The sequence below is a fragment of the Rathayibacter sp. AY1F6 genome (assembly GCF_002932035.1).
Lineage (GTDB): Bacteria > Actinomycetota > Actinomycetes > Actinomycetales > Microbacteriaceae > Rathayibacter.
The window spans coordinates 48,635-74,642 of sequence record NZ_PSVD01000004.1; the positions used below are offsets into that span (position 1 = coordinate 48,635).

Genomic DNA, 26,008 nt, shown 5'->3' on the forward strand with positions numbered 1-26,008 from the left:
TGGCACCATCGGAGGTGATGTCGATCCCCGGTCCCGCATGAGCGCGGTCAGCTACCAGGCCGCGTCGATCCCCCTCCGCCTGGCCAGCGCCGGCATGGTCGTCGCCCTTCCCGTCCTCGCCGTCGAGCGTCTCGGCGACGTCGCGCTCGGCGGCGCCCTGACCGGAGCGGCGCTCTTCCCCGCCGTGATCGCCGCGCCGCTGGTCGGCACGGTGCTCGACCGGGTCCGCCGCCCCCGCCGGCTCCTGGTCGGCGCCGCGCTCACGACCGCCGTCGCCTTCGCGGTCGCCGCCTTCCTCGGCGAGGTGCCGACGCCGCTCATCGTGGTGCTGCTGCTCCTCGCGGGGCTCGCGACGCCCGTCTACATGGGCGGCATGTCGAGCTTCGTCACGAGCGCCATCCCGGAGCCGCGCCGCGCCTACGCGCAGGACTCGCTCTCGTACACGGTCGCCTCGATCAGCGGGCCGGCCATCGTGGGCCTCGCGGTCGGAGTCGGGGGAGCGCGGACCGCGATGCTCGCCATGGCGGTCCTCGCCCTCATCGGCGTCGTCGGGTCGCTCGGCCTCGCCATGGAGGCCCGTCCGGCGCCGACCGTCGGCGTGCTGCGGACGATCGTCGCGGGCGTCACCCACCTCGTGCGGCACCGTCCGATCGCGGTGGTCACCTCGGCGGGCACGCTCAGCCAGGTCGCGGGCGGAGCGGCGGGAGTCGCGGCGATCAGCCTCTCGGTGGAGCGGCTGGGCAGCACCGACGCCGCCGCGTGGATCCTGACCGCCTTCGCCGTGGGCGGCCTGCTCGGCGCCCTCGCCGTGGCGGCCCGCCGCTGGACCCGCCGTCCGCCGGCGTGGACCATGGGCGCCGCCTACATCGCGACCGGCGCCGTCCTCCTGGTCGCCGTCCCCGACCTGGGCGTCGTCGTGGCGATCGCCGCCTTCGCGGTCGCGGGCGTCTTCACGGCCCCCTCGAACGCGGCGATGCTGCTGTTGCGCGACCAGGAGAGTCCCGCCGCCGTCCGCTCGCAGGTGTTCACGATCGGCGCGGGGCTGCGCTCCGCCGCCGCGGCCGTCGGCGCCGTGCTGGCGGGAGCGGCGTCCGGCCTCGGAGCCTCCTGGCTCGTCGCGGGGATCGCCGTGGTCTGGATCGGCTCCGGCCTGCTCCTGCGGCTGTTCCCCGCGCGCGACCGCGACTGACCCCGGCCGCGCGCGGAGCGCTCGGCGGGACCGGCACCACCGCGCGCGGGGATCGCGATCAGGCCGCGACGCCCGCCAGCGTGCCCGTGCTCGGCCCGTTCGGGTCGGTGATCATGCAGTTGATCGTGCGGTCGCCCGTGCCCCAGCTCTCGGCGGTCGGGTAGTAGTAGCTGAAGTCGTACGCCGAGTCCTGGTAGCCGATCCCGGTGAACGACTCGAACGCCGTGACGCAGTCGGTCTCGGCCTGCTCCGTCGCGACCGACTCGCCCGGGTACTCGTCGGCGTCGGCCATCGTCAGGTTCTGGAACACCTCGTAGACGTGCGGGTCGGTGCAGGGCACGGTCGGCACGTCGGTGACCTCGGTCGCCTCCTCGCTGAGCTCGCCGTTCAGGCAGTCGCCCACGCGCAGCTGGAAGACGTCGGTCGTCCCGCCCTCGGTGATCTCCCCGGTCTCGTCGTCGCGGGTCTCGCCTCCCATCAGGCCGTTCAGGCCCGAGCAGCCGGTCAGGCCGAGGGCGAGGGCCGCGCCGGCGGCCAGGACGAGGGCGGTTCTGCGGCGGTTCATGGCGACTCCCGGGATCAGCGGTACGGAGGTGTTCCTGTGACGACTCCCAGGCTAGGGGTGCAAGGCATCCGTCCCGAGGGGGATGCACTCGATCCGGATCTCCACTTTCCGGAGTAGCGGACGCTCAGCCCGGTCCGGTCGAATGGGGTCATGGCTCAGAAGACGGTCGCAGACCAGCTCATCGCTCAGCTCATCGACGCCGGCGTCTCCCGCATCTACGGGATCGTCGGCGACTCGCTGAATCCGATCGTCGACGCGGTGCGCCGCAGCGGCGGATCCGAGAAGGGAGGCATCGACTGGATCCACGTGCGCAACGAGGAGGCGGCCGCCTTCGCCGCCGGCGCGGAGGCGCAGCTCACCGGGCGCCTCGCCGTCTGCGCCGGCAGCTGCGGCCCCGGCAACCTGCACCTCATCAACGGCCTCTACGACGCGCACCGCTCCTCCGCCCCGGTGCTCGCCATCGCGAGCCACATCCCCAGCAACGAGATCGGCTCGTCCTACTTCCAGGAGACGCACCCGGACAGGCTCTTCGTCGAGTGCTCGAACTACCGCGAACTGATCTCGACCGCCGCCCAGGCTCCGCGGGTCGTCAACGCCGCGATGCGCAGCGCGGTGGCGCTCCGCGGAGTCGCCGTGGTCACCCTCCCCGGTGACATCGCCGAGCTGGAGGCGGTCGACGGCTTCCCCGCGTTCGTGCTGCCGTCGACACCCGTCCTGGTCCCCGCCGACGCCGACGTCCGCGCCCTCGCGGCCGCGATCGACCAGGCGCGGACCGTCGCGATCTTCGCGGGCGCCGGAGTGCAGAACGCGCACGACGAGGTCGTCGCCTTCGCCGAGCTGGTGGGCGCGCCCGTCGGGCACAGCCTGCGCGGCAAGGAGTGGATCCAGTACGACAACCCCTACGACGTCGGCATGACGGGCCTCCTCGGCTACGGAGCGGCGCACGCCGGCATGCACGACGCCGATCTGCTCCTCCTCCTCGGCACCGACTTCCCCTACGAGCAGTTCCTCCCCGACGCCTCGAAGGTGGTGATCGCTCAGGTCGACAGCGACGCCTCGAAGCTCGGTCGCCGCGTCAGCGTCGCGCACCCCGTCCACGGCGACGTGGCGGCGACCCTCACCGCGCTGACCCCGCTCGTGCAGCGGAAGGACCACCGCTTCCTCGACAAGACGCTGAAGAAGCACGAGAAGCTGGTCACCGGAGTCGTCGGGAAGTACACCGAGGTCGGCACGCGCAGCCCGATCCACCCCGAGCTCGTCGCCTCCACGCTCGACGGCCTGCTCTCCGAGGACGCGATCGTCACCGCCGACACCGGCATGGGCAACGTCTGGCAGGCCCGCTACATCACCCCCAACGGGAAGCGGCGCCTGCTCGGCTCGTACATGCACGGGTCGATGGCGAACGCGCTGCCGCAGGCGGTCGGCGCGCAGCTCTCGCACCCCGGTCGCCAGGTCGTCTCGCTGAGCGGCGACGGCGGGCTCTCCATGCTGATGGGCGAGCTGGTCACGGTCGCCGCCTACCGGCTGCCCGTGACGATCGTCGTGTTCAACAACTCCACGCTCGGGCTGGTCAAGGTCGAGATGCTGGTCGACGGCTTCCCGGACTTCGCCGTCGACGTGCCGATGGTCGACTACGCGAAGGTGGCGGAGGCGATCGGCATCCGCGGCATCCGCGTCGAGGACCCGCGCGACGTGGAGGAGGCCCTCCGCTCGGCTCTCGCCGACGGCGGCCCGGTCCTCGTCGACGTGGTGACGGATCCGCTCGCCCTCTCGCTCCCGCCCACGATCACGGGCGCGCAGGTGAAGGGCTTCGCGCTGGCGGTCTCGAAGATCGTGATGAACGGAGGAGCGGGCGAGGCCGTCGCGCTGGCCCGCACCAACATCAAGCACGCTCTCCGATGATCGACGCCCGAGCGCTCGCGAGCGGCACCTGGTTCGTCCGGGGCTCCTCGCTGCCGCTCTGGCGCTCGCGGTCGGGGGTGGCGATCACGTACGCGCCGCTCCCGACCGGCGGGATCGGCGACGTCGTCAGCTGGCGCGGCCGCACGCGCTCGCACTACGTGGTCGGGATCGACATCCCCGACCCGCACGATCCGTCCGGCTTCCGCTGGCGGGGCGTCGAGCCGCTGACCCTCCTCGTCCGCAGCCGCTGGTCGTTCGTGGCCGCCGACGACGAGGCGGGCTGGGCGCTCACCCGCTTCGCCCGGACGCCGTTCACGCCCGCCGGCGTCGACGTGTACGTCCGCGAGCCGCACCCGGCCCGCGGCGTCCTCGCGGCGGCGCTCGCCGCCTGCGCCGCCGACCCGCGCACGTCCGCGCTGCGCCCGCGCCTCTTCGAGGTCGCCCCCTGACTCCTGAGCGCGCGCCCTCCCGTGAGGCGTCACGAACGGTCGTCATCCCGCTCGGATGACGACCGTTCGCGACCCCTCGGCGGTCGTCGATGCGGAGCCCGGTCGGCGAGTGCTCGTCGCAGGCGCTCGACGGAGCGCTCGGGGTGGGGGACGAACTCGGCGCCGACGATGCGGACGACGCGGACCCCGATCGAGGCGAGGTCGTCGTAGCGGCCGAGGTCGCGCGCGAAGCGCCGGTTGCTGGTGCGATGATCGTCGCCCTCGTACTCCCACGCGACCCGCTCCGCGGGGTACCAGCGGTCCGGCCGCCCGACGAAGACCCCGTCGGAGTCGAGCAGCGGCTCCTGCAGCACCGGCTCCGGGAGCCCTGCCCGGAGCGAGGCGAGCCGGAACCGCGACTCCTGCCGCGAGTCCGCCCCGTCGCGCACCAGAGCGAGTGCGGCGCGGAGTCGCACCGAGCCCCGACCGCGGAAGGCCGACACGCGCTCCCGCAGGTCGGGCAGAGGCACCCAGGGCCGTCGATCGGCCGGATCGCCGACGACCGGCGTGCGCACCAGCGCGTCGCCCACCGCGACGAGGTCGTCCGGCTCGAGGAGCGCGGAGAGATGGCAGAAGAGCGAGGCCGGATCGGTGAGGGGCAGTCCGCGGCGCAGGACGCGGCGGACGTCGGGATCGGCGAGGGCGTGGCCGACGACGTTCCGGTGCCGGGGAGCGCGTCCCGGCCGGCGGACGCTGACGTGCACCGGCTCGTCCGCAGCGGCGGGCGGGAGGTCGAGCGGCCAGAGCCGCGCCGCCGGCACGTGGCTCAGGAGAGCCTGCGGACCGACCAGCGCGAGGAGCGCCTGCGCGCGCAGGCGCAGGTCGGGGTCGGGGTCGGCGGTGCGGACCCCGTGGAAGGGCCGGTGGAGGTCGGAGCTGCGGAGCCGCCCGCGGCTCAGACCGCTCGCGCGAGCGTCAGCGACGGTGAAGGCGCGGTCGCGGAGTCCGATCGGAAGCGGCGAGGGATCGTGCATCCGGCCACTGTCCCGCCTCCCGATCCTCGTGAACCGGTTCTCCACAGGTCGGATCCCCCGCCCACCCCGCTCGACCGCGTCCATGCGTCACGAACGGCCGCCATCCCGCTCGGATGACGACCGTTCGCGACCCCTCAACGAGCCGGTGCGCGCATGTGCGAGCGCGTCACTCGCCGAGCGTGATCGCCTGCGCCTCGACGAGCTCGGGCTCGGGCTCGTGGGCGTCGGCGCGGGCCAGGGTGCGGCGTCCGAGCAGCACGATCAGCGCGGCGACGGCGACGGCCCCCGCCGCGGCGTACATCGGGAAGGCCGGCGAGATCGCGGCGGCCAGGGCGGAGGCGGCGGGCGGGGCGATCGCGCCGCCGAGGAAGCGGACGCCGGAGTAGGCGGACGAGGCGACGGAGCGGGGCAGGTCGGTCGCCTCCATCACGCACTCGGTGAGCACCGTGTTGACGACTCCGAGCAGCAGGCCGCCGACGATGATGCAGACGATCAGGCCGACGCGCGACGAGATCACGAGGCCGCCGGCGATCAGGTCGAGCGCGAGCAGAAGCAGCACCGAGCGCAGCACGACGGTGCGCGGGAGGCGCCGGGTGAGCAGCGGAGCGACGAACACGGAGGTGACCGCCACGCCCAGGCCCCAGCCGAAGAACGTGAAGCCGAGGCCCATCTCGTCCAGCCCGAGCGGGTAGGGCGTGTAGGCGAGCAGCACGAAGAAGCCGATGTTGTAGAACAGGGCGGCGCCCGCCAGCGTGCGGATGGCCGGGACCTTGAGGGCCGCGAAGGGCGCCGAGAGCGGAGTCGGAGCGGGCTTCGGGCCGTCCTCGCGCAGGAGCGTCGCGATGGCGATGAAGCCGACGGCCATCAGCACGGCGGTCCCGAAGAACGGGCCGCGCCACGAGACGCTGCCGAGAAGCCCGCCGAGCAGCGGGCCGATGGCGATGCCGATGCCCAGCGCGGCCTCGTAGAGCACGATCGCCGCGGAGGAGCCTCCGCTCGCCGCGCCGACGATGGTCGACAGGGCGGTCGAGATGAACAGCGCGTTGCCGAAGCCCCAGCCCGCGCGGAAGCCGATGACGCCCTCGACGCTGCCCGCCGTGCCGGCGAGCGCGGCGAACACCACGATCAGCACCAGGCCGATCATGAGGGTCTTCTTGGCGCCGATGCGGCTGGAGAGCCAGCTGGTGAAGAACATCACGACGCCGGTGATGACGAGGTAGCTCGTGAAGAGCAGCGAGGTCTCGGTCGGAGTCGCCTGCAGGCTCTCGGCGATGGCCGGGAGGATCGGGTCGACCAGGCCGATCCCCATGAAGGCGATCACCGCGGCGAAGGCGACGGCCCAGACGGCCAGCGGCTGCTTCAGGATCGAGCCCTGGGCGGGCGAGTGGGGGGAGGTGGTCACGGCGTGGAGCCTTTCTCGGGGGAGGAGGGGACGGGGGTGCCGGCGATGCGGGCGACGCGGGCCTCGACGAGGATCGCGGCGCGCTCGAGGGCGAGGCGGTCGTCCTCGTCGAGGTCCTCGAACAGCGGGGCCAGGGCGGCCTCGAGGCGGAGCCGGTGCTCGGCGAGGGCGTCGAAGCCGGCGGGAGTTCCCTCGATCAGCCAGGCGCGGCCGTCGCCGGCGTCGTGGAGGCGGCGGATCCAGCCGGCCTCGTCGAGCCGGGCGATGATCCCGGTCATCGTCGGCTGGGTGACGCGGGCCCGCTCGGCGAGCTCGCCGAGGCGGGAGGGGGAGGCGGTGCGCAGCTCGGCGAGCGTCGACCAGACGGCTCCGGACTGCGCGCCGAGCCCGGTCGCGCCGCTCGCCCGCCCCGCGAACCGCGTGAGGGCGGTGGCGGCGGAGGCGAGACGCACGGGGGCACTGGGATCGGGCACGAGAAACAATATAGCACGCCTATGTAGTTCGGTGGAGGGCGCTCCGAGTCCACCCTCCATCGGGCGCACTCACTGACGTTCTCCTCCGCTTCTGTGACAGGATCGTCCGTATTCGCGCGTCCACTCCCGCGATCACCGACGGAAAGAGAAGTCATGTCCCCCAGCGAGCACGACGTCGTCGTGATCGGAGCCGGTGCCACCGGACTCACCGCGGCGCTCCGGCTGCAGCGGCACGGCCTCGACGTCGTCGTCGTCGAGGCGCGCGAGCGCGTGGGCGGGCGGCTCGAGACCCGCGTGGTCGACGGGCAGCTCCTCGAGCTCGGCGGCCAGTGGGTCTCGCCGGACCAGACGGCGCTCCTCGAGACCCTCGACGAGCTCGGCCTCGGCACCTACTCCCGCTACCGCGAGGGCGAGAGCGTCTACATCGGCGCCGACGGCTCCGCTCGCCGCTTCACCGGCGACATCTTCCCGGGGAGCGAGCGCACCGAGTCCGAGATCTCCCGCCTGATCGAGGTGCTCGACCGCCTCGTCGCCGAGACCGATCCGGCGGCGCCGTGGACGCACCCGCTCGCCCGCGACTACGACCGCATCACCTTCGCCGCCTGGCTGGAGCAGCAGAGCGACGACGAGGAGGCGCGGGCCAACATCGCCCTCTTCCTCGCCGACGCCATGCTCACCAAGCCGGCGCACGCCTTCTCCCTCCTCCAGGCGCTCCTCATGGCCGCGAGCGCGGGGAGCTTCAGCAACCTGGTCGACGCCGACTTCATCCTCGACAAGCGCGTGATCGGCGGCCTCCAGCAGGTCCCGGAGCGGCTCGCCGAGCGCCTCGGCGCCGAGCGCGTCCTGCTCGGGTACCCGGTCCGCTCCGTCCGCTACGGCGACGGCGGGGTCGAGGTGCGCGCCGACGGCGTCGTCCTCCGCGCCCGCCGTGCGATCGTCGCCGTGCCGCCGAACCTCGTCGGCCGCATCTCGTTCGACCCGCCGCTCCCGCGCCTGCGGCAGCAGGCCCTGCAGCACCAGTCGCTCGGCCTCGTGATCAAGGTGCACGCCACCTACGCCACGCCCTTCTGGCGCGCCGACGGCCTCTCCGGCACCGCGTTCAGCCCGCACTCGCTCGTCCACGAGGCCTACGACAACTCGAACCACGGGGAGGAGCGCGGCACCCTGGTCGGCTTCGTCTCGGACGAGAAGGCCGACCGCGTGCTCGCGCTCGACGAGGCGGAGCGGAAGGCCGCGATCCTCGACTCGCTCGCCGCCTACTTCGGCCCGGCCGCACTCGATCCGGTCGTCTACTACGAGAGCGACTGGGCGTCCGAGGAGTGGACGCAGGGCGCGTACGCCGCGAGCTTCGACCTGGGCGGGCTGACCCGGTACGGCGCGCTGCAGCTGGAGCCGGTGGGTCCGCTCCGCTTCGGCACGAGCGACCTCGCCGCCGAGGGCTACCAGCACGTCGACGGCGCCATCCGCGTCGGCAGGCGCCTGGCACAGGAGATCATCGACGAGGACGGCGCGACCGCACCGGCCCCCCAGCGCGAAGGAGCACAGCCCGCATGAGCACCCACTACGCCGTGATCGACCCGGCCACGGGGGAGACCCTCCGCGAGTACCCGACCCTCGGCGACGCCGAGCTGACCGCGGCGATCGGCTCGGCGCAGGACGCGTACTCCTCCTGGTCGCGGACCGTGCCCGTCGCGACCCGCGCGGCGCTGATCGCCCGCGTGGCAGAGCTGCACGTCGAGCGCGCCGACGAGCTCGCGGCGATCATCGTCCGCGAGATGGGCAAGCCGCTCGACCAGGCGCAGGGCGAGGTCGGCTTCGCCGCCGACATCTACCGCTACTACGCCGAGAACGGCGAGGCCTTCCTCGCCGACGAGCCGATCGAGCTCGCCGAGGGCACCGGCTCCGCGCTGATCCGCCGCGCCGGGCTGGGCGTGCTGCTGGGCATCATGCCGTGGAACTTCCCCTACTACCAGGTGGCCCGCTTCGCCGGCCCGAACGTGGTCGCGGGCAACACGATCCTGCTCAAGCACGCGCCGCAGTGCCCGGAGTCGGCCGCCGCCATCGCCGACATCTTCCATACCGCGGCCGAGGAGCTGGGCGCGCCCGCCGGCGTCTACGTGAACCTCTACGCCACGAACGAGCAGGCCGCGACCGTCATCGCCGACCCCCGGGTCCAGGGTGTCTCCGTCACCGGCTCCGAGCGGGCCGGCGCGGCCGTCGCGGAGCTCGCGGGCCGCCATCTGAAGAAGGTCGTGCTCGAGCTCGGCGGCTCCGACCCGTTCGTGCTCCTGTCGACCGACGACCTCGACAAGGCGGTCGAGGACGCGGTCGCCGCGCGCCTGGACAACAACGGCCAGTCCTGCAACGCCGCGAAGCGCTTCATCGTGATCGACGAGCTGTACGACGCGTTCGCCGAGAAGTTCACGGAGGCGTTCACCCGCGCCCAGCCGGCCGATCCGTTCGCGGAGGGCACCCTCCTCGGCCCGCTCTCCTCCTCCGCCGCGACGGAGCGCCTCGAGGCGCAGCTGGCGGCCGCGCGCGAGCAGGGGGCCACCGTCCGCGCCAGCGGCGAGGTGACCGGAAACTTCTTCCCGCCCGCCGTGCTCGAGGGCGTCACGCCCGCGATGGACGCCTACCGCGAGGAGTTCTTCGGCCCCGTCGCCGCGCTCTACCGCGTCCGTGACGAGGACGAGGCGATCGCCCTCGCGAACGACACCCCCTACGGCCTCGGCTCCTACCTCTACACGACCGACCAGGAGCAGGCGCTGCGCCTGGCGGACCGGATCGACGCCGGCATGGTCTGGATCAACCTCGTCCTCGGCGACGCGGCCGAGCTGCCCTTCGGCGGCGTGAAGCGCTCGGGCACCGGCCGCGAGATGGGCCGCCCCGCCCTCGAGGAGTTCGTGAACAAGAAGCTCATCCGCATCGCGTGAGACGGGCGCGGGCCGGGCCCCGGAGTCGATCCGGAGCCCGGCCCGCAGCCGCTCGGCCTGCGCCCGCTCACTTCTTCGTCAGCGACGACTCCTTGTGCGCGGCCTTCGCGTCGGTCTTGTCGCTCTGCACGATCCAGTAGGGCTCGTCGTCCGAGGCGTTGAACTTCTGCCCCTCGAACTGGAACTCCTTCGTCTTCTTCTCGACCAGCTCGCCGTGGGTCTCGCCCTGCGAGGTGTTCCAGCTGATCTTGTCGCCCTTCTTCACGAGGCGGCTCCTCTCTCTCGGTCGCGCCGGAGCGCGGTGGTCCCCTCGCGCGGAAGCGCGATGGTGGTGGTGACGTCGACGATCGCCGGAGCGGCGGGCGCCGACGAGAAGCCGAACCGCACGGGCGGCGAGAGCGGGCGCAGCGGGCCGAGGTCCTCCTCCGCCAGCACCGCGTGGACGCCCTCGACGCGGCGGATCGCCCGCACGCCGTAGTACTCGCGGCGTCCGTGCCCGGCCGACCCGGCCGTGCTCACTCCGCGGACGAGCAGGGAGGCGACCGGCGAGATCGCGGTCAGCCATGCCGGGTGCTCGGCGAGCGGTCGCGGAACGATCCGCAGCAGCCGGCCGAGCGCAGTGAGACCGCCGAGCTCCAGTCGCACCGCGAGCGGTCCGGCCGAGACGGACAGGCCGCCCGCGATCCTCCGCCACGACACCGGCGCGATCCGCACCTCGTCGAACGCGTACGTCGACCCGATGAAGTCCGCGACCTCGCGGGTCGGTGCGATCAGGAGGCGGTGGCCGTCGCCGTCCTCGACCATCGCGTCGGCGAACGGGCCGAAGGGGGTGTCCTCCCAGAGGCCCAGCACGATCCTCGTGCCCGAGGACGTGCCGAACCCCGCGATGCGCCCGCCGAAGCGGAGGAGCCGCGGGGTCCGGCCGGTCATCAGGAGGCCGAGCGCAGCAGCGTGAACGAGCCGTCGCGCACGATCAGCGTGGTGACCTCGCCCTCGACGACCTGCTCCGGGTCGCTCGAGGCGGCCAGCGTCCACTCGGCGCCGGGCGCCTCGGGAACGGTGAACTCGACGCCGTTCTCCGCCGCGTTCAGCAGCAGGGCGAAGCTCGCGCTGCCCTCGTGCTCGAACACGAAGGTGATCGAGCGGGCGTCGGGGTTGTCCCAGTCCTCGTCGGCGAAGCCCTGCGCGTCGGAGCGGAGGATGTCGACCGTGTCGGGGCCGCCGTCGCCGGGGGCGCGGCGGAACCACTTCGGGCGCAGCGCCGGCTCCGCGGCGCGGAGGGCGATCAGCTCGCGGGTGAAGGCGAGCAGCTCGCGGTCCGCGTTCTCCCAGTCGAACCACGAGATCTCGTCGTCCTGGCAGTAGGCGTTGTTGTTGCCGCCCTGCGTGCGGGCGATCTCGTCGCCGCCCAGGATCATCGGCACGCCGGCCGAGAGCAGCAGCGTCGCGAGGAAGTTGCGGCGCATGCGGTCGCGGCGCTCGTTGACCGCCTCGTTCTCGGTCGGACCCTCGGCGCCGTTGTTGGAGGAGCGGTTGTCGCTCTCGCCGTCGTTGTTGTCCTCACCGTTGGCCGCGTTGTGCTTGCGCGAGTAGGCGGTGAGGTCGGCGAGGGTGAAGCCGTCGTGCGCGGTGACGAAGTTGATGCTGGAGACCGGCGAGCGGCGGTCGGCCTCGTACACGTCGGGGGAGCCGAGGACGCGCTGCGCGGTCGTGCCGAGCACCGAGTCGGCGCCGTTCCAGAAGTCGCGCACGTCGTCGCGGAACTTCCCGTTCCACTCCGACCAGTCCGCGGGGAAGCCGCCGACCTGGTAGCCGGCGGTGTCCCACGGCTCGGCGATCATCTTGACGGGCGCGAGCACCGGGTCCTGCGCGATCAGGTCGAGGAAGGCGCTGTGCACCTCGGCCTCACCGGTCTGGCGGGTGAGGGTGGTGGCGAGGTCGAAGCGGAAGCCGTCGATGTGCATCTCGGTCACCCAGTAGCGCAGCGAGTCCATGATCAGGCCGAGCGCGGCCGGGTGCGCGACGTTGAGGCTGTTGCCGGTGCCGGTGGTGTCGAAGTAGTTCGCGCGGTCCTCCTCCACCAGGCGGTAGTAGGAGCCGTTGTCGATGCCCTTGAACGAGAGGGTGGGGCCCTTGTCGTTGCCCTCGGCGGTGTGGTTGTAGACCACGTCGAGGATGACCTCGAGGCCGGCCTCGTGGAACGCCTTGACCATGGCCTTGAACTCGTCGACCTGCGAGCCGTCGTCGCCGGCGTGCGAGTACTCGTTGTGCGGCGCGAAGAAGCCGAGGGAGTTGTAGCCCCAGTAGTTGCGCAGGCCCTTCTCCTCGAGGTGCGAGTCCTGCACGAACTGGTGCACGGGGAGCAGCTCGACCGAGGTCACGCCCAGGTCGGTGAAGTGCTTGATCGCGGCGGGGTGAGCGAGGCCGCGGTAGGTGCCGCGGATGTCCTCGGGCACGTCGGGGTGCAGCTTCGTGAAGCCCTTCACGTGCACCTCGTAGACGACGGTCTCCTCGAGCGGGATGCGCGGCGCGGTGTCGCCGCTCCAGTCGAAGGAGTCGGGGTCGGTGACGACGCAACGGGGGACCGCGTGCGCGGAGTCGGCGTCGTTGCGGGTGTCGGCGTCCTCGTAGAACTGGCCGAAGACGTCCTCGGACCAGGTGTACGAGCCCTCGATCGCGGTGGCGTGCGGGTCGAGGAGGAGCTTGGCGGCGTTGTGGCGGAGGCCGTTGGCGGGGTCCCAGGGGCCGTCGACGCGCAGCCCGTAGCGGGTGCCGATGCCCATCTCGGGGACGAGGCCGTGGAAGACGTGGCCGGTCCGCTCGGTGAGGGCGACGCGGGTCTCTGCTCCGGACTCGTCGAAGAGGCAGACCTCGACGCTGTCCGCGGTCTCGGAGTAGACGGCGACGTCGGCGCCGGCGTCGCCGCGGAGGGAGACGCCGAGGGGATACGGGAAGGAACGGGGGGATGCGGGCATGCGTCCATCCTGACCGGGCGGCTCCGGGAGCTTCGCGCCCTTGTCGCCGCGCCCGCCTCCCGCTAATCTTCCAGGCCCTCCCTTCGACACGGCGCCCTCCGCGGGCATATAGTCAGCTGGCTTACTAAATCTCGGAGGAGAGCGTCGTGCGCAACCGCAAGTGGATCGGGCTGGTCGTCATCAGCCTCGGAGTGGCGACGATCATCGTCGACTCGACCATCGTCAACGTCGCCATCCCGTCGATCGTCGCCGATCTCGGCATCACCTCGACCCAGGTGCAGTGGGTGCAGGAGTCGTACACGCTCGTGTTCGCCGCGCTCCTGCTGGTCTTCGGCACCCTCGCCGACCGCTGGGGCCGGCGCCGGATGCTGATCGTCGGCGTCTCGCTCTTCGCGCTCTCCTCCGTCGCGGCGGCCCTCGCTCCGACCGGCGACCTGCTGATCCTCTCCCGGGTCGTGCAGGGCGTCGGAGGAGCGATGGTGCTGCCGACGACCCTCTCGCTGATCAACGCCACCTTCCGCGGGCGCGAGCGCGCCATCGCCTTCGCCGTCTGGGGCTCGACCATCGGCGGCATGACCGCGGTCGGCCCGCTGCTCGGCGGCTGGCTCACCACCGACTTCTCCTGGCGCTGGGCGTTCGGCATCAACATCCCGCTCGGCGTGATCATCGTGGTCGGAGCGCTGCTGTTCGTCGACGAGTCGCGGCAGCCCGACGGGCGGAGGGTCGACCTCGTCGGCGCCGCGCTCTCGATCATCGCCTCCGCCTCCCTGGTGTTCGCCCTCATCGAGGGGCGCACCCTCGGCTGGTGGGGCGTCGACGAGCGCCTGAGCGTCGGCGGCTGGAGCTGGCCGCTCGGTCTCTCGCCGGTCCCGATCGCGTTCGCCGTCGCGGTGCTCGCCGGGGTCGCCTTCGTCCTCTGGGCGCGGGCCCGCGAGCGCGCCGGGCGCTCGGCGATGCTCGCGATCGGGCTCTTCCGCCTCGCCTCGTTCCGCAACGGCAACCTCGCCGCGATGATCGTCTCGCTCGGCGAGTTCGGGATCATCCTGGCGCTGCCGATCTGGCTCCAGAGCGTCCTCGGCTACACGGCCGTGCAGACCGGCCTGGTGCTCCTCGCGCTCGCGCTCGGCTCCTTCGTCGCCTCGGGCTTCGCCGGCGCCTTCGGCAACAGGGTCGCGCCGGTGCTGATCGTGCGGGTGGGTCTCGCGGCCGAGATCGTCGGCGTCGCGGGCATCGGCCTGGTCGTCTCCGACTCCACCCCGTGGTGGGCCCTCGTCCCGTTCCTCGCCGTCTACGGCTTCGGCGTCGGCCTCGCGACGGCGCAGCTGACCGGGGTCGTGCTCCGGGACGTGCCCGTCGAGCTCAGCGGGCAGGGCTCGGGCACGCAGTCGACCGCGCGGCAGATCGGCTCGGCGCTGGGCATCGCCGTGCTCGGGACGATCCTCTACACCTCGACCGCGGGGGTCCTCACGACCTCGCTCGAGCAGCAGGGCCTCCCCGCGGAGCAGGTCGCGAGCACCGTCGACGCGGTGGTCGACTCCTCCGGCGCCGCGATCGCCGGGCTGGCCGCCTCACCGGACACCGCCGACGCGGCCCGGGCGGCGGGCGAGGCGTTCTCGGACGGCACCCGCTACGCGGCCTTCGCGGCCGCCGGGTTCCTCGCCGTCGGCTTCCTGGCCACGCTCTCGCTCGGCCGCCCGGCAGAGGAGGAGGAGACGGTGGTCAGCTCAGCGGAGCCGAGTCGTCGGCGGTGAAGACGATCTTGCCGATCGTGCGGTCGGCGCCGGTCGCTCGGCGCGACAGCACGTCGACGACGTCGCCCAGCGGATGCACGGCGCCCGGCCGGGGCCGCAGCTCGCCGGAGGTGGCGAGCGAGACCGCGCGCCCGATCCGCTCCGCCGTCGCCACCACGATCATGTTGCGCACCCGCGGGCGGTCGCGGCGGACGAGGCCCGTCGCCTGCGAGACCAGCGCCGGACCGCTCGGCACCAGCGTCGCGATGCGCCCGCCCTCGGCCAGGAGGATCGCCGCGTCGTCGACCGGCAGGTGGCCGGAGACGTCGACGACCACGTCGAAGCGGCCGCCCAGCACCCCGAGGTCGAGCGCGCGGTAGTCGTGCGGCTCGGCGCCGAGCGAGCGGAGGAGGTCGGCGGAGGCGGCCGAGCCGGTGGCCGCGACCGTGCATCCCGCCCGCACCAGCAGCTGGATCGTCGGATCGCCGATGGCTCCCGAGCCGCCGCTGACGAGGACGCGCTCGCCGGCGCGCACGTGCAGTGCGTCCACCAGGCCCACCGCGGTGCCGCCCGACATCGCGAGCGTGACGGCCTCGACGAAGCCGAGGGAGTCGGGCATCGGGACGAGCGAGCGGCTGCGCGCGATGGACGCGTCGGCGAAGGCGTCGCCGTCGCGGGTCATCCCCACCACGCGGTCGCCGATCGCGACCGAGTGCGACCCCGGGCCGAGCGCCTCGACGGTGCCGGCGATGTCGAGGCCGAACCCGTAGGGACGGGAGCGGCCGACGGCCATGATCCGCGCGGAGCCGGACAGGATCTTCTCGTCGGTCGCGTTGATGCTCGCCGCGCGTGTGCGCACCAGGACCTCGCCGCGACCCGGCATGGGCACCGGCGCTTCCCGCCACGAGAGTAGATCGGGCCCGCCGAACCTGTCGTACCCGAGTCGTCGCATGTCGCTCCCGTCGTCCGTGCCAGCCCCCCGAGCCTAGGGCGTGGCCGCTGAGCGGAGGCGTCGCGGGCGCCCGGCGGAACCCCCTCCGGTGCTCGCGGGCCCGGTGCTACCGTGGCGGCCATGAGCGCAGACGACAGCCCCGAGTTCGCAGGCTTCGAGGCCACCCCCTCCACCGATGCGGAGAAGGCCGACGACGTCCGTCCCGCCGACGCCGAGGTCGAGGAGAACACGACGGCCGACGAGAGCCGCGACCCGGACCACGGCTACGACCCGATGAGCGAGAGCGGCTCCGAGAACGCCCCCGAGGTCGAGGTCGGCCCCCGCGAGGACGAGGAGGGCCTGCTTCCCCCCGGCAGCACCGCCGAGGGAGCCGGCACCGCGCTCGGCGCCGACGCCGTCGAGGGCGGCGAGCCCCTGGGCGAGAACGCGAGCGCCGGCACCCCCGGCCAGCTCGCCGACGAGCGCTGGCGCACCAACGGCATCAACCCGCTGGGGTGAGCCTTCTTTCGCGGCGGTCCCCGCCCGCCGCGGCGCAGTCGGCTACTCGGGATGGCCGGGCGGGTGGAGCGTCCTGCGTCCGGCTACGACGGAACGCTGACACGCGTTCCGCCGGTTCGCTTCGAGGACCCAGCGGCGGTGGACGCCCGGCCGCGCGGGCCATCGACTCCTCCGTCCACGGCCACGGCGGCGCGCCGTGAGGCGAACCGTCGAAACGCGTTCCAGCGTTTCGGCGTAGCCGGACGCGACATGCTCCACCTGCCCGACCGTCTGCGGGAGCCGACCGCGCCGCGGCGGGCGGGGACCGCCGCGGGAGTGAACATCGCCGGAGGCGAACCGTCGAAACGCGTTCCAGCGTTTCGGCGTAGCCGGTCGCGACACGCTCCACCTGCCCGGCCTTTCCTGGGAGCCGACCGCGCCGCGGCGGGCGGGGACCGCCGCGGGAGTGAACACCGCCGGAGGCGAACCGACGAAACGCGTTCCAGCGTTTCGGCGTAGCCGGTCGCGACCCGCTCCACCTGCCCGGCCACTCCTGGGAGCCGACCGCGCCGCGGCGGGCGGGGACCGCCGCGCAACAAACACAGCTGGCGTTCCGGTTGCTCGGAGGAGGAGCAGGGGTGGGCGCCGTAGCGTTCCGGGAGCGCGGCACGTCGGTCGCGCGGACGGGGAGTCCCATGTCGTTGTTCCTGAACCGCACTCGTGAGGTCCGATGGACCGAGGACGAGAGGCGGGCGCTGGCCGAGGCGGTGGCGGAGGACCGGGCCGACGCCTGGCGCGGAGTGGGTGCGCTGGATCGCACCGTCGTCGTCTCGACCGAGGATCCCGGCGTCCGCGGCGGCGCGCGCTGGCCCACCGATCACCGTGCGTTCCTGCGCGTCGACCGCGGCGCCTCCGTGGTGCTCGCGACCGACGGGCTGAGCGATCCCTTCGACCGGCTCGCGCATCCCGGCACCGGTCTCGGCCTCGAGCTGTGCCTCGAGACGTCCGCCGTCCGCGGCGTCCCCACCGCCGAGCTCTGGAACCACTGGCACTTCCGCCTGCTGTACGAGGCCGCCCGACGGGCCGCCCTCCAGGGGGTGTGCTGCCGCAGCTCCCTCGACACGGCGCGGCTCGCGAACGTCGCGGCGCCGCCCGCCTGGACCGATGAGCAGGGCACCGTCGGTGTCCTCCTGGGCCTGCGCAGCCCCGGCCTGCCCGAGCGGCTCGACCTGGCGACCGGTCACGCCGACCTGGTCACCCTCACGCCGCTGCGGCCGCAGGAGCACGCCCGGGCGTCGGTCGACGCAGGCGCCCGTGCCGAGATCGCCGAGCGCCTCGGGGCCCTGCCGCACGAGGAGCTCGTGCACACGGCCCGGCCGCTCGTGGTCTGAGGAGCGTCGCGGGTCAGGAGCCCTCGGCCGGCTCCGGCACCACGGTCATCTCGCCGGTGTTGTTCGCGCTCGCGATGAACTGCTCGATCCACAGGCGGTTGAGCGACGGGCGCTTGCTGCCGTGGAACCGGAAGTGCAGCGGAGTCGTCGGGTGCACCCAGACGGAGCTGCGGCCGTAGCCGGACGATTCCGGCTCGCTCCAGGAGAGGCTGAACGACTCGTTCCGCCGCATCTTGGTGAACATCGCGACCTTGAGGTGCGCGAGGAGCCGGTCCTCGAAGTCGATCTCGAGTGATTGCGGTCCGTAGATCAGTCGTCCCATTGTCTCCGCCGTGAAGTGGTGCCGACGCGCCGGAGTCCCGGACGGCGTCGCGGGCTCCGTGAGCTCGGGAGCCGCCACGGAGAGGATACCGATCCTGCGGCCCGGAGGGGTGGCACGGGTTTCGCCTCCGCCGGCCGGGGGCGTAATCACCCCGTCAACGACGGACGCCCCGCCGACCGGATCCGGGGATCCTGGTCGACGGGGCGTCGGAAGTCGGAGATTACTCGCCGACGCCGCGGATGTTCGCGGCCTGCGGGCCCTTGCGGCCCTGCTCGACGTCGTACTCGACGTGCTGGTTCTCGACGAGCTCGCGGTAGCCCTGCTTCGCGATGGCGGAGAAGTGCGCGAACACGTCGGCGCCTCCGTCGTCGGGAGCGATGAAGCCGAAGCCCTTTTCGGAGTTGAACCACTTAACGGTGCCAGTAGGCATTTCTTTTCCTTATGTGTTAATGACGCCGACCGGGGCCCGCGTCGTCAGAGTCCGCACGAGTGTGCGGTACCCGCTCGACTCGGCCTCCGCGGGTGAAACACGCGTCTGCCGGAGTCGTCCGGGTCGTCTAGGGGCTGAGCTCGCGCCTCCGGGGGAGGGCGGCTCTGCGGGGGAGAACGTCCCGCGGACCGGGCGAGCCGGTGGAGCGGGGGTCGAACGAGGAACGGCGCGGCTTCCGCGGCGTCCTGTGAAGGGCGGTACCCGCGTGCGAGGCGGGCGTTCGAACCGGACGACCGAGGACGATGCTCTCGGTCGGTGCGGTCTCTATCAGGGGCTGAGTCTCTTCGTCGTCGTGCGACTTCTCAGCCGTGGAATTCGGGCGATCGCCCAGGAGATGTCTCGACTCTACGGGATCACGGCCCCCGAGCGCGACCGCCCGCGTCATACGGCGCGCCGATCCGCGTGCGCGAGGCGGCCGGAACCGCTGTCCGGGCGGGTCGCGTTGTGCCACGATACGACTCGGATCGCGCCGTTCCCCGCCGCCGATCCCCGCCACAGCCTCCCCGCCACAGCCTCCCCGCCACCGTCGCCCCGGAACGAGCCCGGAGCCCGTCCTCCCGAGGTCACCGTGCCCCTGCCTCCCCGGCCCGCCGACGCCGCGGTGCTGCTGCGCGAGCAGCGCGAGGTCGGCGTGCTCTGCGCCCGGCGGGCGGGCGGGGTGCTGACCGCCGCCTCCGCGCTGCACCTGCTCGCCCTGACGCCCGCGCAGCTGACCACGGTGCTGCCGAGCCTGGCGCTGCTGGTCGTCTCGGCGCTCGTGCAGCTCGCGCCCGGCCGATCGGTCGCGACCGGAACGAGGGCCGTGATCCTGGGATCCGCGCTGGACGTCGCGGCACTCGCCGCCTTCCTCTCGCCGGGCGTCGACGCCTCCCTCCGCGCCGTTCTGGGCGGGATCACGATGCTCGCCTCGATGGCGCTGCCGTGCGCGCTGCTCGCCGTCGGCTCCTGGCGGGGCATGCCGTGGGCCGCGGTCCTCGCGCTGCTCCCGGTCCTCGCCCTCGGCGCGGCGGCGACGGGCGCGTCCGGGCGCGCTCCCTTCGTCCTGATCTCGGTCGTCGTCTGCTGGGCGCTGCTCCTGACCGCCGCGCGGTGGCTCGCGGGCTGCGTCGCGCGTGCGCACGTCGGCACCGCCCGCCTCCGGACCGCCCACGACGCCGAGCGCCGCTCGAGCGAGAGCGAGTCCCGGCACCGCGCCGACGCGCGGCTGATGCACGACACGATCCTGGCGACGCTGACGCTGGTGGCGCACCGGGGGGAGGGCGTACCCGCTCCCGTGCTGCGCGACCGGGCCGCCGCCGACCTGGCCCTCCTGCGCGGTCTGGAGACGGTGGAGGAGCCGGACCCGGACGGGGCGGCCGGGGTGCCGGAGGCGCTCCTCGCGCTCGGTCGGCGGTCGGCGGCGGTGGGCGTGGAGGTGCGCTGGCACGGCGGTGCGCAGCCGCGGATCCGACCCGAGGTGCTCGACGCCGTGGTGCGCGCGACCGGGGAGTGCCTCGAGAACGTGCGGCGCCACTCCGGAGCGGACCTGGCCCACGTGAGCGTGGCGGAGGAGGCGGGCTCGCTCCGCGTCGTCGTCTCGGACGAGGGGCGCGGTTTCGACCCGGCCGCGGTGGCGGCCGGACGCCTCGGCCTCGCGGAGTCGGTCGTCGGCCGGATCGAGGCGGTGGGCGGCGAGGTCCGGGTCTTCTCGGCGCCCGGGTCCGGCGCGACCGTGCTGCTGAGCGTGCCGCTGTGAGCGGGTCGCGGCAGGAGGAGGGGACGCTCCTGGAGCTGGTCCGGGCGGCGGACAGGAGCCCGGGCGCGCTGTGGAGCATCCGCGAGCGCCTCACCCGGCCGAACCGCCTGAGCGGGAGCTACCTCGGGCTGGGCTTCCTCACGATGGCGGTGCTGCTCGACATCCGCGGAGTGATCTCGTACCTCTGGTCCCTCGACGCGCGGTCCGCGACCTGGCTGAGCGGACTCTCCTGGCTGCTGGTCGTCGCCGCGAGCGCGGTGGGGGTCTCGATCGCCCTCCGCCGCCACGGCGAGCTGCCGCGCCGGGCCTTCGCGGGCGTCCTCGCTGTGGACGTGGCCGCGCTGCTGCTCGAGTTCGCCGACCACGCCCTGCCGACACCGGCTCCGATGTACTACCCGTCGGTCTGCGTGGGAGTGGGCGCGGGCGTGATCGCGCTGATCACCTTCCAGCCGCTCTCGCGCTCGTTCCTCGCTCTGGTGGTCCTGGTCGGGCTCACGGCGCTCGGCCTCGTCGGCCAGGCGCTCCTCGGCGACGGAGGCGCCGCCCTCGCGGTGAGCAACGTCCTCCTCGCCGTCGCGCCCGCGGCCGTGTGCGTCGTCGTGCTCACCTCGCTCGACCAGTACGTGCGGCGCACGCTCGACCGCAGCCTGGCCGACGGCACCGTCCACGCCGCGGACGACGAGTTCTCGCAGGTGGACGCCCGCATCGAGGAGCTCCTCGAACGGGTCCGGACGCCGGTGCCGCTGGACGAGGAGCTGGGCGAGCGGGCGCGGGTGCTCGGAGACGAGCTCCGCGAGGCGCTCGCCCGCAGCCACGACCGCACCTGGCTGAGGATCGCGGTGGAGGAGTCGGCGCTGCTGTCCTCCGCTGTCGCGATCGACGATCCGAGCGGGGCTGCGGCGCTGCTGGCCCCGCTCGACCGCTCGCGGCTGCTCTCGGTGCTCTGGCTGCTCACCGCCCCCGCGGGGAGGACTCCGCTCGCCGTCCGCCTGGAGCCGGGCCAGGGCGGCGGGGTGGAGCTCGCCCTGGTCGCCGCGGGCATCCGCGCCCGCGACCTCGACCGCTCGGTCTGGGGCATCCTCAGCGAGCTCGGCGAGCACCGCACGACGACCGACCACGGCGCGACGAGGATCCTCGTCGCCCACCGCCCCCGGAGGAGGACGACGACATGAGCGACGAGCCCGCGATCACGCTGGCCATCCTCGACGACCACCCGATCCTGCTGGCGGCGCTGGCGGAGTGGATCCGCCGCTCGGGCACGGACATCCGCGTGGCGGCGACGGCCGGCACCTGGACGGACCTGCTCGCTCACCCGGCCTTCCCGACCGACGTGGTGCTGCTCGACATCGACCTCGGCGACGAGCTCGACCTCGCCATGAAGATCCGGATCATCGCGGCCGCCGGCGCCGCCACGATCATCATCAGCACGCACTCCGAGCCGGGGACGATCAGCCGGGCGCTCGAGGCCGGGGCGCACGGCTACGTGGTCAAGAGCGAGCGGACCGAGACGATCCTCGCGGCGATCCGAGCGGCGGCGCGCGACGAGCGCTTCCTGACGGCGCAGACCAGGGAGCTGCTCGGGGCCGATCGCCCGGGCACCCTGACGCACCGCGAGCGGGAGATCGTGCGCCTCTTCGTCGACGGGATGCCGCTGAAGCAGGTCGCGACGCTCCTCGGCATCACCCAGGACGCCGCGCGGAGCTCGCTGCGCAGCGCCCGGGGCAAGTACCGGGCGGAGGGGCTGGCCGTCGGCACGAAGATCTCGCTCCGCCGGCAGGCGCTGCGCGACGGGATCGTCGAGCGCTAGGCCCGCGCTCGACGGTCCCGGGGGCCTAGACCGTCTCGGCGCGCTTCTGCCGCGCGGGCTCGGCGGGGTCGGAGGGCCCGTTCCAGATCGAGACGATGCCCCAGACGACGGCCGCGATCGGCACGGCCAGCACGGCGCCGACGATGCCGGCGAGGACGGTGCCCACGGTCAGGGCGATCAGGACGATCAGCGGGTGCAGCTTCAGCGAGCGCGCCATCACGACCGGCTGGAGGAAGTTGCCCTCGAGCTGGTTGACCCCGATGACGACCAGGATCACGATCAGCGCGGCGACCGGGCCGTTGGCCACCAGCGCGACGAGAGCGGCGAGGATGCCGGCGGCCGTGGCTCCGACGATCGGGATGAACGCGGTGAGGAAGACGATGACGGCCAGCGGGATCGCCAGCGGCACCTGGATGATCGCCAGCGCGACGCCGATGCCGATCGCGTCGACCGCCGCGACGGTCGCCGTTCCGCGGACGTAGCCGCCCAGCACGTCGACCGTCTTGTGCCCGACGCGCTTGGCGCGCTCGTAGCCCGAGCCGGTGAAGGGGCGCAGGAGGAACTCCCAGATCTTCGGGCCGTCCTTCATGAAGAAGAACAGCACCACGATCATCAGCACGAGGCCGGTGATGAAGTTCGCCGCCGCGGAGACGCCCGCGAGCGCGCCGTTGCCGAACGAGCTGGAGGTGAGGAAGTCGACGACCGACTGGCGGGCGGACTCGATCTGCTCGTCGGTGATCTGGAACGGCAGGTGCTGCACGTAGTCCTGCAGCGAGGTGATGCCGTCGGAGGCGCTGCTGACCAGCTCGTCCCACTGGTTGCGGACCGCGACCGTGATCAGCCAGCCGACCGCGCCGAGGATCGCGAGCAGCCCGATCAGCGCCAGCCAGGTCGCGAGGATCGACGGCACGCCCTTGCGCCGCATCCACGCCAGGACCGGGTGGATCGCCGCGGCGAGGATGAGCGCGATCATCACGGGGATGAGCACCAGCGTGAGCTGCGTCATCGCGAAGACGAGCACCGAGGCCAGCAGGAGGACGATGACCACCTGGAGGCAGCGGGTGGCGAACCGGCCGAGGCCGTCGCTCCAGACCCGCCGCTGCGGATCAGGTGCGCTCGGCTGCGGCGCTGCGGCGCTGGTCGAGGAGTCGTTGCGGTCGAAGAAGCCCATGGAGGGACGGTATCGGCTCGGGCCGACCTGCCGTCCCTCCTTGACACCCCGGCCGCGCCGCGGCGATCCGGGGGTCAGAGACCGGCGGGCTTCTCCGGCGTGCGCAGCCAGGTGTCGAAGAAGTCCGCCAGGTCGGAGCCGGAGACGTTCTCGGCCAGGGCCTGGAAGTCGGCGGTCGTCGCGTTCGAGTAGCGGTTGTCGGAGGCCCAGCGCTTCAGCAGCACGCCGAACGCGTCCGCGCCGATCCGGTCGCGGAGGGCGACGAGGGTCAGGCCGCCGCGGGCGTAGACGGGCGCGTCGAAGAGGCCCCCAGCTCCGGGGTCGGCGACGGCGGTCGACCAGAACGGGTCGTCGGCGGGAGCGGCGGCGACCCGGGCGGCGGACTCGGTGACGCTCGCGCCGCCGGTGTGCTCCTCCCAGAGCCACTCGGCGTAGGTCGCGAAGCCCTCGTTCAGCCAGATGTCGGACCAGGTCTCCGGCGTGACGCTGTCGCCGTACCACTGGTGCGCGGTCTCGTGCGCGACGGTCGACTCGTCCGCGCCGCCGGAGTAGAACGAGCGGCCCTGGGTCTCGAGGGCGTAGCCGATCCGCTCGTCGTCGACCACGGCTCCGGCCGAGCGGAACGGGTACGGGCCGAAGACGGAGGAGAAGTAGTCGATGATCGCGCCCTGCTTCGCGAGGGCCGCCTCGGTGCGGGCGCGGGTGTCGCCGGTGATGTCCCGGTCGATCGCGTCGATGGTCGTCACGCCGCCCTGGGTGGAGCGGACCAGGTCGTAGTCGCCGATGTTCACCATGGCGAGGTAGCTCGCCATCGGGCTGGTCTCGACCCAGCGGGAGGTCGTCCACCCCTTCGACGTGGTGGGGGAGCCGACCGGCAGGCCGTTCGCGACCACCGTCCGGCCCTCCGGGACCGTGATGCTGAAGGTGTAGCGCGCCTTGTCGGCGGGCGAGTCGTTGACGGGGTACCAGGTCGAGGCGCCGTCCGGTTCGCTGGCGACCAGGGCGCCGTCGTCCGTCGACCACCAGCCGAAGGGGGCCCCGGTGCCGTCGACGGGGTTCCCGGTGGTCCCGGCGTAGTCGATGCTCACCAGTGCGGGCAGGCCCTTCCGGAGGGTCCGGGCGGGCGTGACGGTCAGCTCGTCCCCCGACTGCGAGAACCGGGCGCCCCCGGCGTTGACGGTGACCTTCGAGACGGTGAGGCCGGTCAGGTCGAAGGAGAGCGAGCGCAGGTCCTTCTGGGGCGCGAGGGTGACCACGGCCCTGCCGCCGAGGGCCCGGGTCGCCGGATCGTACTTCAGGACGAGGCTGTAGGTGAGGGCGTCGAAGCCGCTGCTGCCGAGGCCGGGGAAGTAGGGATCGCCGGCGCTGGTGCCCCCGTCGACGGCGCCCGCGCGGGCGGCGGGGGAGGCGATGGCGGCGGGTGCGAGGAGGAGGGAGGAGGCCACGAGCGCGCTGAGCGCGGCTGACGCACGGAATGTCATGTGCGCACGCTAGCGGGCGGGCGTTTCGTGCGCGTGTCGGCACCGTGCCGAGGAGAAGCCCCGTCGATCGACGGACGGGCGATCACGTTCCTGCCGGGGCGAGTCAGCTGCGGAATCCGTCGCGGTCACGGAGCATCGCACGGTGGAATTACCCATTCGAGCCGCCGGAGCCCCGCGGATCGTTGCGTCGGCGACGGATTCCGCACTACAGTCGCCGTGTTCATGCAGGTGCATGGGGTGCGGTACCCGAAGCCGCACTGCACCGCCCTGCTCGGAGCAGACGCCTCCGCCGGGAGGGATGACGATCCTCTCTCCCGGCGGGAGGCGGACCGGGCGGATCCGCCCGGCCGCCGCCGGCGCTACGCCGGGACGCGCACCGTCAGCCCGCCGGGCTCGATCCAGGTGCGGAACGCCGAGGTCGAGCCGAACGGATCGCCGTCGAGCTCGATCTCCTGCGCGTGCTCGAGGCGGACCGTGAGGTCGCGGCCCTTCACGTACCGCAGGGCCGACACCTCCTTGGTCAGGCCCATCAGCTTCTTGCCGACGACGCCGCTGCGGCGGAGCACGCCGTTCTCCCACACCACCTTGAAGATGATCTGCACCCAGCCGAAGAAGCCCTCGGGGCGCAGCAGCACGATGTCGAACTCGCCGTCGTCGACGGCCGCGTCCGGCAGCAGGAGGATGTTCGCCGGCAGGGCGCCGCAGTTGCCCACGATGATCGTGTGCGCGCGCACCTTGCGGGTCCTCGAGCCGTCGAGGCGGTAGCGGAACTCGAGCTGGTTCTTGTCGAGCAGGGCCTTCCGCAGCGCGTCCACGTAGGCGAGCCAGCCGGCCCGCTTCTTGAGGTCGTCGTCGGTGTTGGCGAGCATCTTCGCGTCGATCCCGAGGCCCGCCATCACGACGTAGGCGTGGCGGTCGCGGCCCGTGGAGGTCTCGATGTCGATCATCCCGACGTCGATCGCCCGGTCCTGTCCGGAGAACGCGACGGTCAGGGAGTTGTCGATGTCGTCGAGCGTGAGGTTCAGGTTGCGGGCGAGCAGGTTGCCGGTGCCGGAGGGCAGCAGCGCGAGCGAGGCGTCGGAGCCGCGGAGGGCCTCCGCCACGACGCGGACCGTCCCGTCGCCGCCGGCCGCGATCACGACGTCGGCGCCCGCGGCGAGGGCCTCCTCCGTCTGACCGGCTCCGGGGTCCTCGACGGAGGTCTCGTACCAGAGCGTCTCCTCCCAGCCGGCGGCCTCCTCGGCGCGCTTCACAGCGGCCTTCACGGACTCCAGGTCGACCTTGACGGGGTTGTAGACGAGGGCGGCACGGCGGCGCTCAGGCATCGTCGCGGCCCTCGTCGAGCTCGTCGCCGTTCTCGTCGACACGGCCCGGTCGCACGGCGGCGTCCTCGCGGATGTCGATGCGGGTGTCGCCGGCCTCGGTGGTGGAGACCTCGATGCGCGGGGCCGCGTCGGCCTCCGTCGCCTTCGGGGCGCTGGTCAGCTGGTCGTGGCGGTCGTCCGCGCTCTGGTCGGTCATGCCTGGACGGTAGCAGCGGGCGATCCGCGC

Annotated in this window: 25 protein-coding genes; 11 read left to right on the plus strand and 14 right to left on the minus strand. The window is 73.0% G+C overall.

Features of this window, described 5'->3' with window-relative positions:
* Positions 1–37 precede the first annotated feature (37 nt).
* On the plus strand, positions 38–1,189 hold the full coding sequence (locus C5C44_RS05230) for an MFS transporter (RefSeq protein ID WP_104226087.1): 1,152 nt from the start codon (positions 38–40) through the stop codon (positions 1,187–1,189).
* Between the two features lie 58 nt (positions 1,190–1,247).
* On the opposite strand, the gene C5C44_RS05235 is transcribed toward C5C44_RS05230, so the two are convergent.
* Positions 1,248–1,754, minus strand: coding sequence for a septum formation family protein (locus C5C44_RS05235; RefSeq protein WP_104226088.1), 507 nt, complete (start codon positions 1,752–1,754; stop codon positions 1,248–1,250).
* Between the two features lie 150 nt (positions 1,755–1,904).
* Between C5C44_RS05235 and C5C44_RS05240 the strand changes: the two genes are divergently transcribed.
* Positions 1,905–3,656: a pyruvate dehydrogenase gene (locus C5C44_RS05240; protein WP_104226089.1), complete on the plus strand. Its 1,752-nt coding sequence runs from the start codon at positions 1,905–1,907 to the stop codon at positions 3,654–3,656.
* The gene (locus C5C44_RS05245; RefSeq protein ID WP_104335461.1) at positions 3,653–4,105 is read left to right on the plus strand and encodes a hypothetical protein; all 453 of its coding nucleotides are present in this window, start codon (positions 3,653–3,655) and stop codon (positions 4,103–4,105) included. The genes C5C44_RS05240 and C5C44_RS05245 overlap by 4 nt, the downstream gene beginning before the upstream one ends.
* A 29-nt stretch (positions 4,106–4,134) precedes the next feature.
* Here the strand turns inward: C5C44_RS05245 and C5C44_RS05250 are convergent, their stop codons facing one another.
* From C5C44_RS05250 to C5C44_RS05260, 3 genes are all read right to left on the minus strand, one after another.
* Positions 4,135–5,118 carry a hypothetical protein gene (locus tag C5C44_RS05250; RefSeq protein ID WP_104335462.1) on the minus strand — a complete coding sequence of 328 codons (984 nt, stop codon included), beginning with the start codon at positions 5,116–5,118 and terminating at the stop codon, positions 4,135–4,137.
* A 166-nt stretch (positions 5,119–5,284) separates the two neighbouring features.
* Positions 5,285–6,520 carry an MFS transporter gene (locus C5C44_RS05255; protein ID WP_104273861.1) on the minus strand — a complete coding sequence of 412 codons (1,236 nt, stop codon included), beginning with the start codon at positions 6,518–6,520 and terminating at the stop codon, positions 5,285–5,287.
* Positions 6,517–6,993, minus strand: a complete 477-nt coding sequence (locus C5C44_RS05260; protein ID WP_181132728.1) for a MarR family winged helix-turn-helix transcriptional regulator — start codon at positions 6,991–6,993, stop codon at positions 6,517–6,519. The genes C5C44_RS05255 and C5C44_RS05260 overlap by 4 nt, the downstream gene beginning before the upstream one ends.
* A 153-nt stretch (positions 6,994–7,146) precedes the next feature.
* On the opposite strand from C5C44_RS05260, the gene C5C44_RS05265 reads away from it, so the two are divergent.
* Positions 7,147–8,547: an NAD(P)/FAD-dependent oxidoreductase gene (locus C5C44_RS05265; protein ID WP_104335464.1), complete on the plus strand. Its 1,401-nt coding sequence runs from the start codon at positions 7,147–7,149 to the stop codon at positions 8,545–8,547.
* Entirely contained in the window at positions 8,544–9,926 is a 1,383-nt protein-coding gene (locus tag C5C44_RS05270; protein WP_104335465.1) for an NAD-dependent succinate-semialdehyde dehydrogenase, read from the plus strand. The genes C5C44_RS05265 and C5C44_RS05270 overlap by 4 nt, the downstream gene beginning before the upstream one ends.
* A gap of 67 nt (positions 9,927–9,993) precedes the next feature.
* On the opposite strand, the gene C5C44_RS05275 is transcribed toward C5C44_RS05270, so the two are convergent.
* Genes C5C44_RS05275 through glgX form a run of 3 tightly spaced genes read right to left on the minus strand, consistent with a single transcriptional unit; the run spans position 9,994 to position 12,901 of the window.
* On the minus strand, positions 9,994–10,191 hold the full coding sequence (locus C5C44_RS05275; RefSeq protein WP_056866275.1) for a DUF2945 domain-containing protein: 198 nt from the start codon (positions 10,189–10,191) through the stop codon (positions 9,994–9,996).
* Positions 10,188–10,856, minus strand: coding sequence for a hypothetical protein (locus tag C5C44_RS05280; protein ID WP_104308328.1), 669 nt, complete (start codon positions 10,854–10,856; stop codon positions 10,188–10,190). The genes C5C44_RS05275 and C5C44_RS05280 overlap by 4 nt, the downstream gene beginning before the upstream one ends.
* On the minus strand, positions 10,856–12,901 hold the full coding sequence (gene glgX, locus C5C44_RS05285) for a glycogen debranching protein GlgX (protein WP_104246955.1): 2,046 nt from the start codon (positions 12,899–12,901) through the stop codon (positions 10,856–10,858). The genes C5C44_RS05280 and glgX overlap by 1 nt, the downstream gene beginning before the upstream one ends.
* A 146-nt stretch (positions 12,902–13,047) precedes the next feature.
* On the opposite strand from glgX, the gene C5C44_RS05290 reads away from it, so the two are divergent.
* Positions 13,048–14,652, plus strand: coding sequence for a DHA2 family efflux MFS transporter permease subunit (locus C5C44_RS05290; RefSeq protein WP_104335466.1), 1,605 nt, complete (start codon positions 13,048–13,050; stop codon positions 14,650–14,652).
* Here the strand turns inward: C5C44_RS05290 and C5C44_RS05295 are convergent.
* Positions 14,621–15,583 carry an NADP-dependent oxidoreductase gene (locus C5C44_RS05295; protein WP_104267194.1) on the minus strand — a complete coding sequence of 321 codons (963 nt, stop codon included), beginning with the start codon at positions 15,581–15,583 and terminating at the stop codon, positions 14,621–14,623. The two genes, C5C44_RS05290 and C5C44_RS05295, sit on opposite strands and share 32 nt — an antisense overlap.
* 120 nt (positions 15,584–15,703) lie before the next feature.
* Here C5C44_RS05295 and C5C44_RS05300 point away from each other — a divergent pair, with 120 nt between their 5' ends.
* Together C5C44_RS05300 and C5C44_RS05305 are read left to right on the plus strand one after the other, a co-directional pair.
* Positions 15,704–16,081 carry a hypothetical protein gene (locus C5C44_RS05300; RefSeq protein WP_146084310.1) on the plus strand — a complete coding sequence of 126 codons (378 nt, stop codon included), beginning with the start codon at positions 15,704–15,706 and terminating at the stop codon, positions 16,079–16,081.
* Between the two features lie 674 nt (positions 16,082–16,755).
* Positions 16,756–17,451, plus strand: coding sequence for a hypothetical protein (locus C5C44_RS05305; RefSeq protein WP_104257992.1), 696 nt, complete (start codon positions 16,756–16,758; stop codon positions 17,449–17,451).
* A gap of 13 nt (positions 17,452–17,464) precedes the next feature.
* Here C5C44_RS05305 and C5C44_RS05310 read toward each other — a convergent pair whose 3' ends face one another.
* Together C5C44_RS05310 and C5C44_RS05315 are read right to left on the minus strand one after the other, a co-directional pair.
* Complete coding sequence (locus C5C44_RS05310; RefSeq protein ID WP_258066673.1) at positions 17,465–17,851, minus strand: hypothetical protein; 387 nt, start codon at positions 17,849–17,851, stop codon at positions 17,465–17,467.
* A 142-nt stretch (positions 17,852–17,993) separates the two neighbouring features.
* Positions 17,994–18,203: a cold-shock protein gene (locus C5C44_RS05315; RefSeq protein WP_055786246.1), complete on the minus strand. Its 210-nt coding sequence runs from the start codon at positions 18,201–18,203 to the stop codon at positions 17,994–17,996.
* Between the two features lie 628 nt (positions 18,204–18,831).
* Between C5C44_RS05315 and C5C44_RS05320 the strand changes: the two genes are divergently transcribed.
* From C5C44_RS05320 to C5C44_RS05330, 3 genes are read left to right on the plus strand one after another with little or no spacing between them, the layout of a single operon-like run.
* Positions 18,832–19,998 carry a sensor histidine kinase gene (locus tag C5C44_RS05320; protein ID WP_104335468.1) on the plus strand — a complete coding sequence of 389 codons (1,167 nt, stop codon included), beginning with the start codon at positions 18,832–18,834 and terminating at the stop codon, positions 19,996–19,998.
* Positions 19,995–21,170, plus strand: a complete 1,176-nt coding sequence (locus tag C5C44_RS05325; RefSeq protein ID WP_104273765.1) for a hypothetical protein — start codon at positions 19,995–19,997, stop codon at positions 21,168–21,170. Before C5C44_RS05320 ends, C5C44_RS05325 begins: the two co-directional genes overlap by 4 nt.
* Complete coding sequence (locus C5C44_RS05330; protein ID WP_104246949.1) at positions 21,167–21,805, plus strand: response regulator; 639 nt, start codon at positions 21,167–21,169, stop codon at positions 21,803–21,805. The genes C5C44_RS05325 and C5C44_RS05330 overlap by 4 nt, the downstream gene beginning before the upstream one ends.
* A gap of 25 nt (positions 21,806–21,830) precedes the next feature.
* Here the strand turns inward: C5C44_RS05330 and C5C44_RS05335 are convergent, their stop codons facing one another.
* The 4 genes from C5C44_RS05335 to C5C44_RS05350 all read right to left on the minus strand — a co-directional run bounded on the left by C5C44_RS05335 (position 21,831) and on the right by C5C44_RS05350 (position 25,978).
* Positions 21,831–22,976, minus strand: a complete 1,146-nt coding sequence (locus C5C44_RS05335) for an AI-2E family transporter (RefSeq protein WP_104226105.1) — start codon at positions 22,974–22,976, stop codon at positions 21,831–21,833.
* A gap of 74 nt (positions 22,977–23,050) precedes the next feature.
* Positions 23,051–24,457 carry a M1 family metallopeptidase gene (locus C5C44_RS05340; protein ID WP_104335469.1) on the minus strand — a complete coding sequence of 469 codons (1,407 nt, stop codon included), beginning with the start codon at positions 24,455–24,457 and terminating at the stop codon, positions 23,051–23,053.
* Between the two features lie 359 nt (positions 24,458–24,816).
* Positions 24,817–25,782: a diacylglycerol kinase family protein gene (locus C5C44_RS05345; RefSeq protein ID WP_104335470.1), complete on the minus strand. Its 966-nt coding sequence runs from the start codon at positions 25,780–25,782 to the stop codon at positions 24,817–24,819.
* Positions 25,775–25,978 (minus strand): multidrug transporter, encoded by a 204-nt coding sequence (locus C5C44_RS05350; RefSeq protein ID WP_104335471.1) that lies wholly within the window; start codon positions 25,976–25,978, stop codon positions 25,775–25,777. Before C5C44_RS05350 ends, C5C44_RS05345 begins: the two co-directional genes overlap by 8 nt.
* Positions 25,979–26,008: the final 30 nt, after the last annotated feature.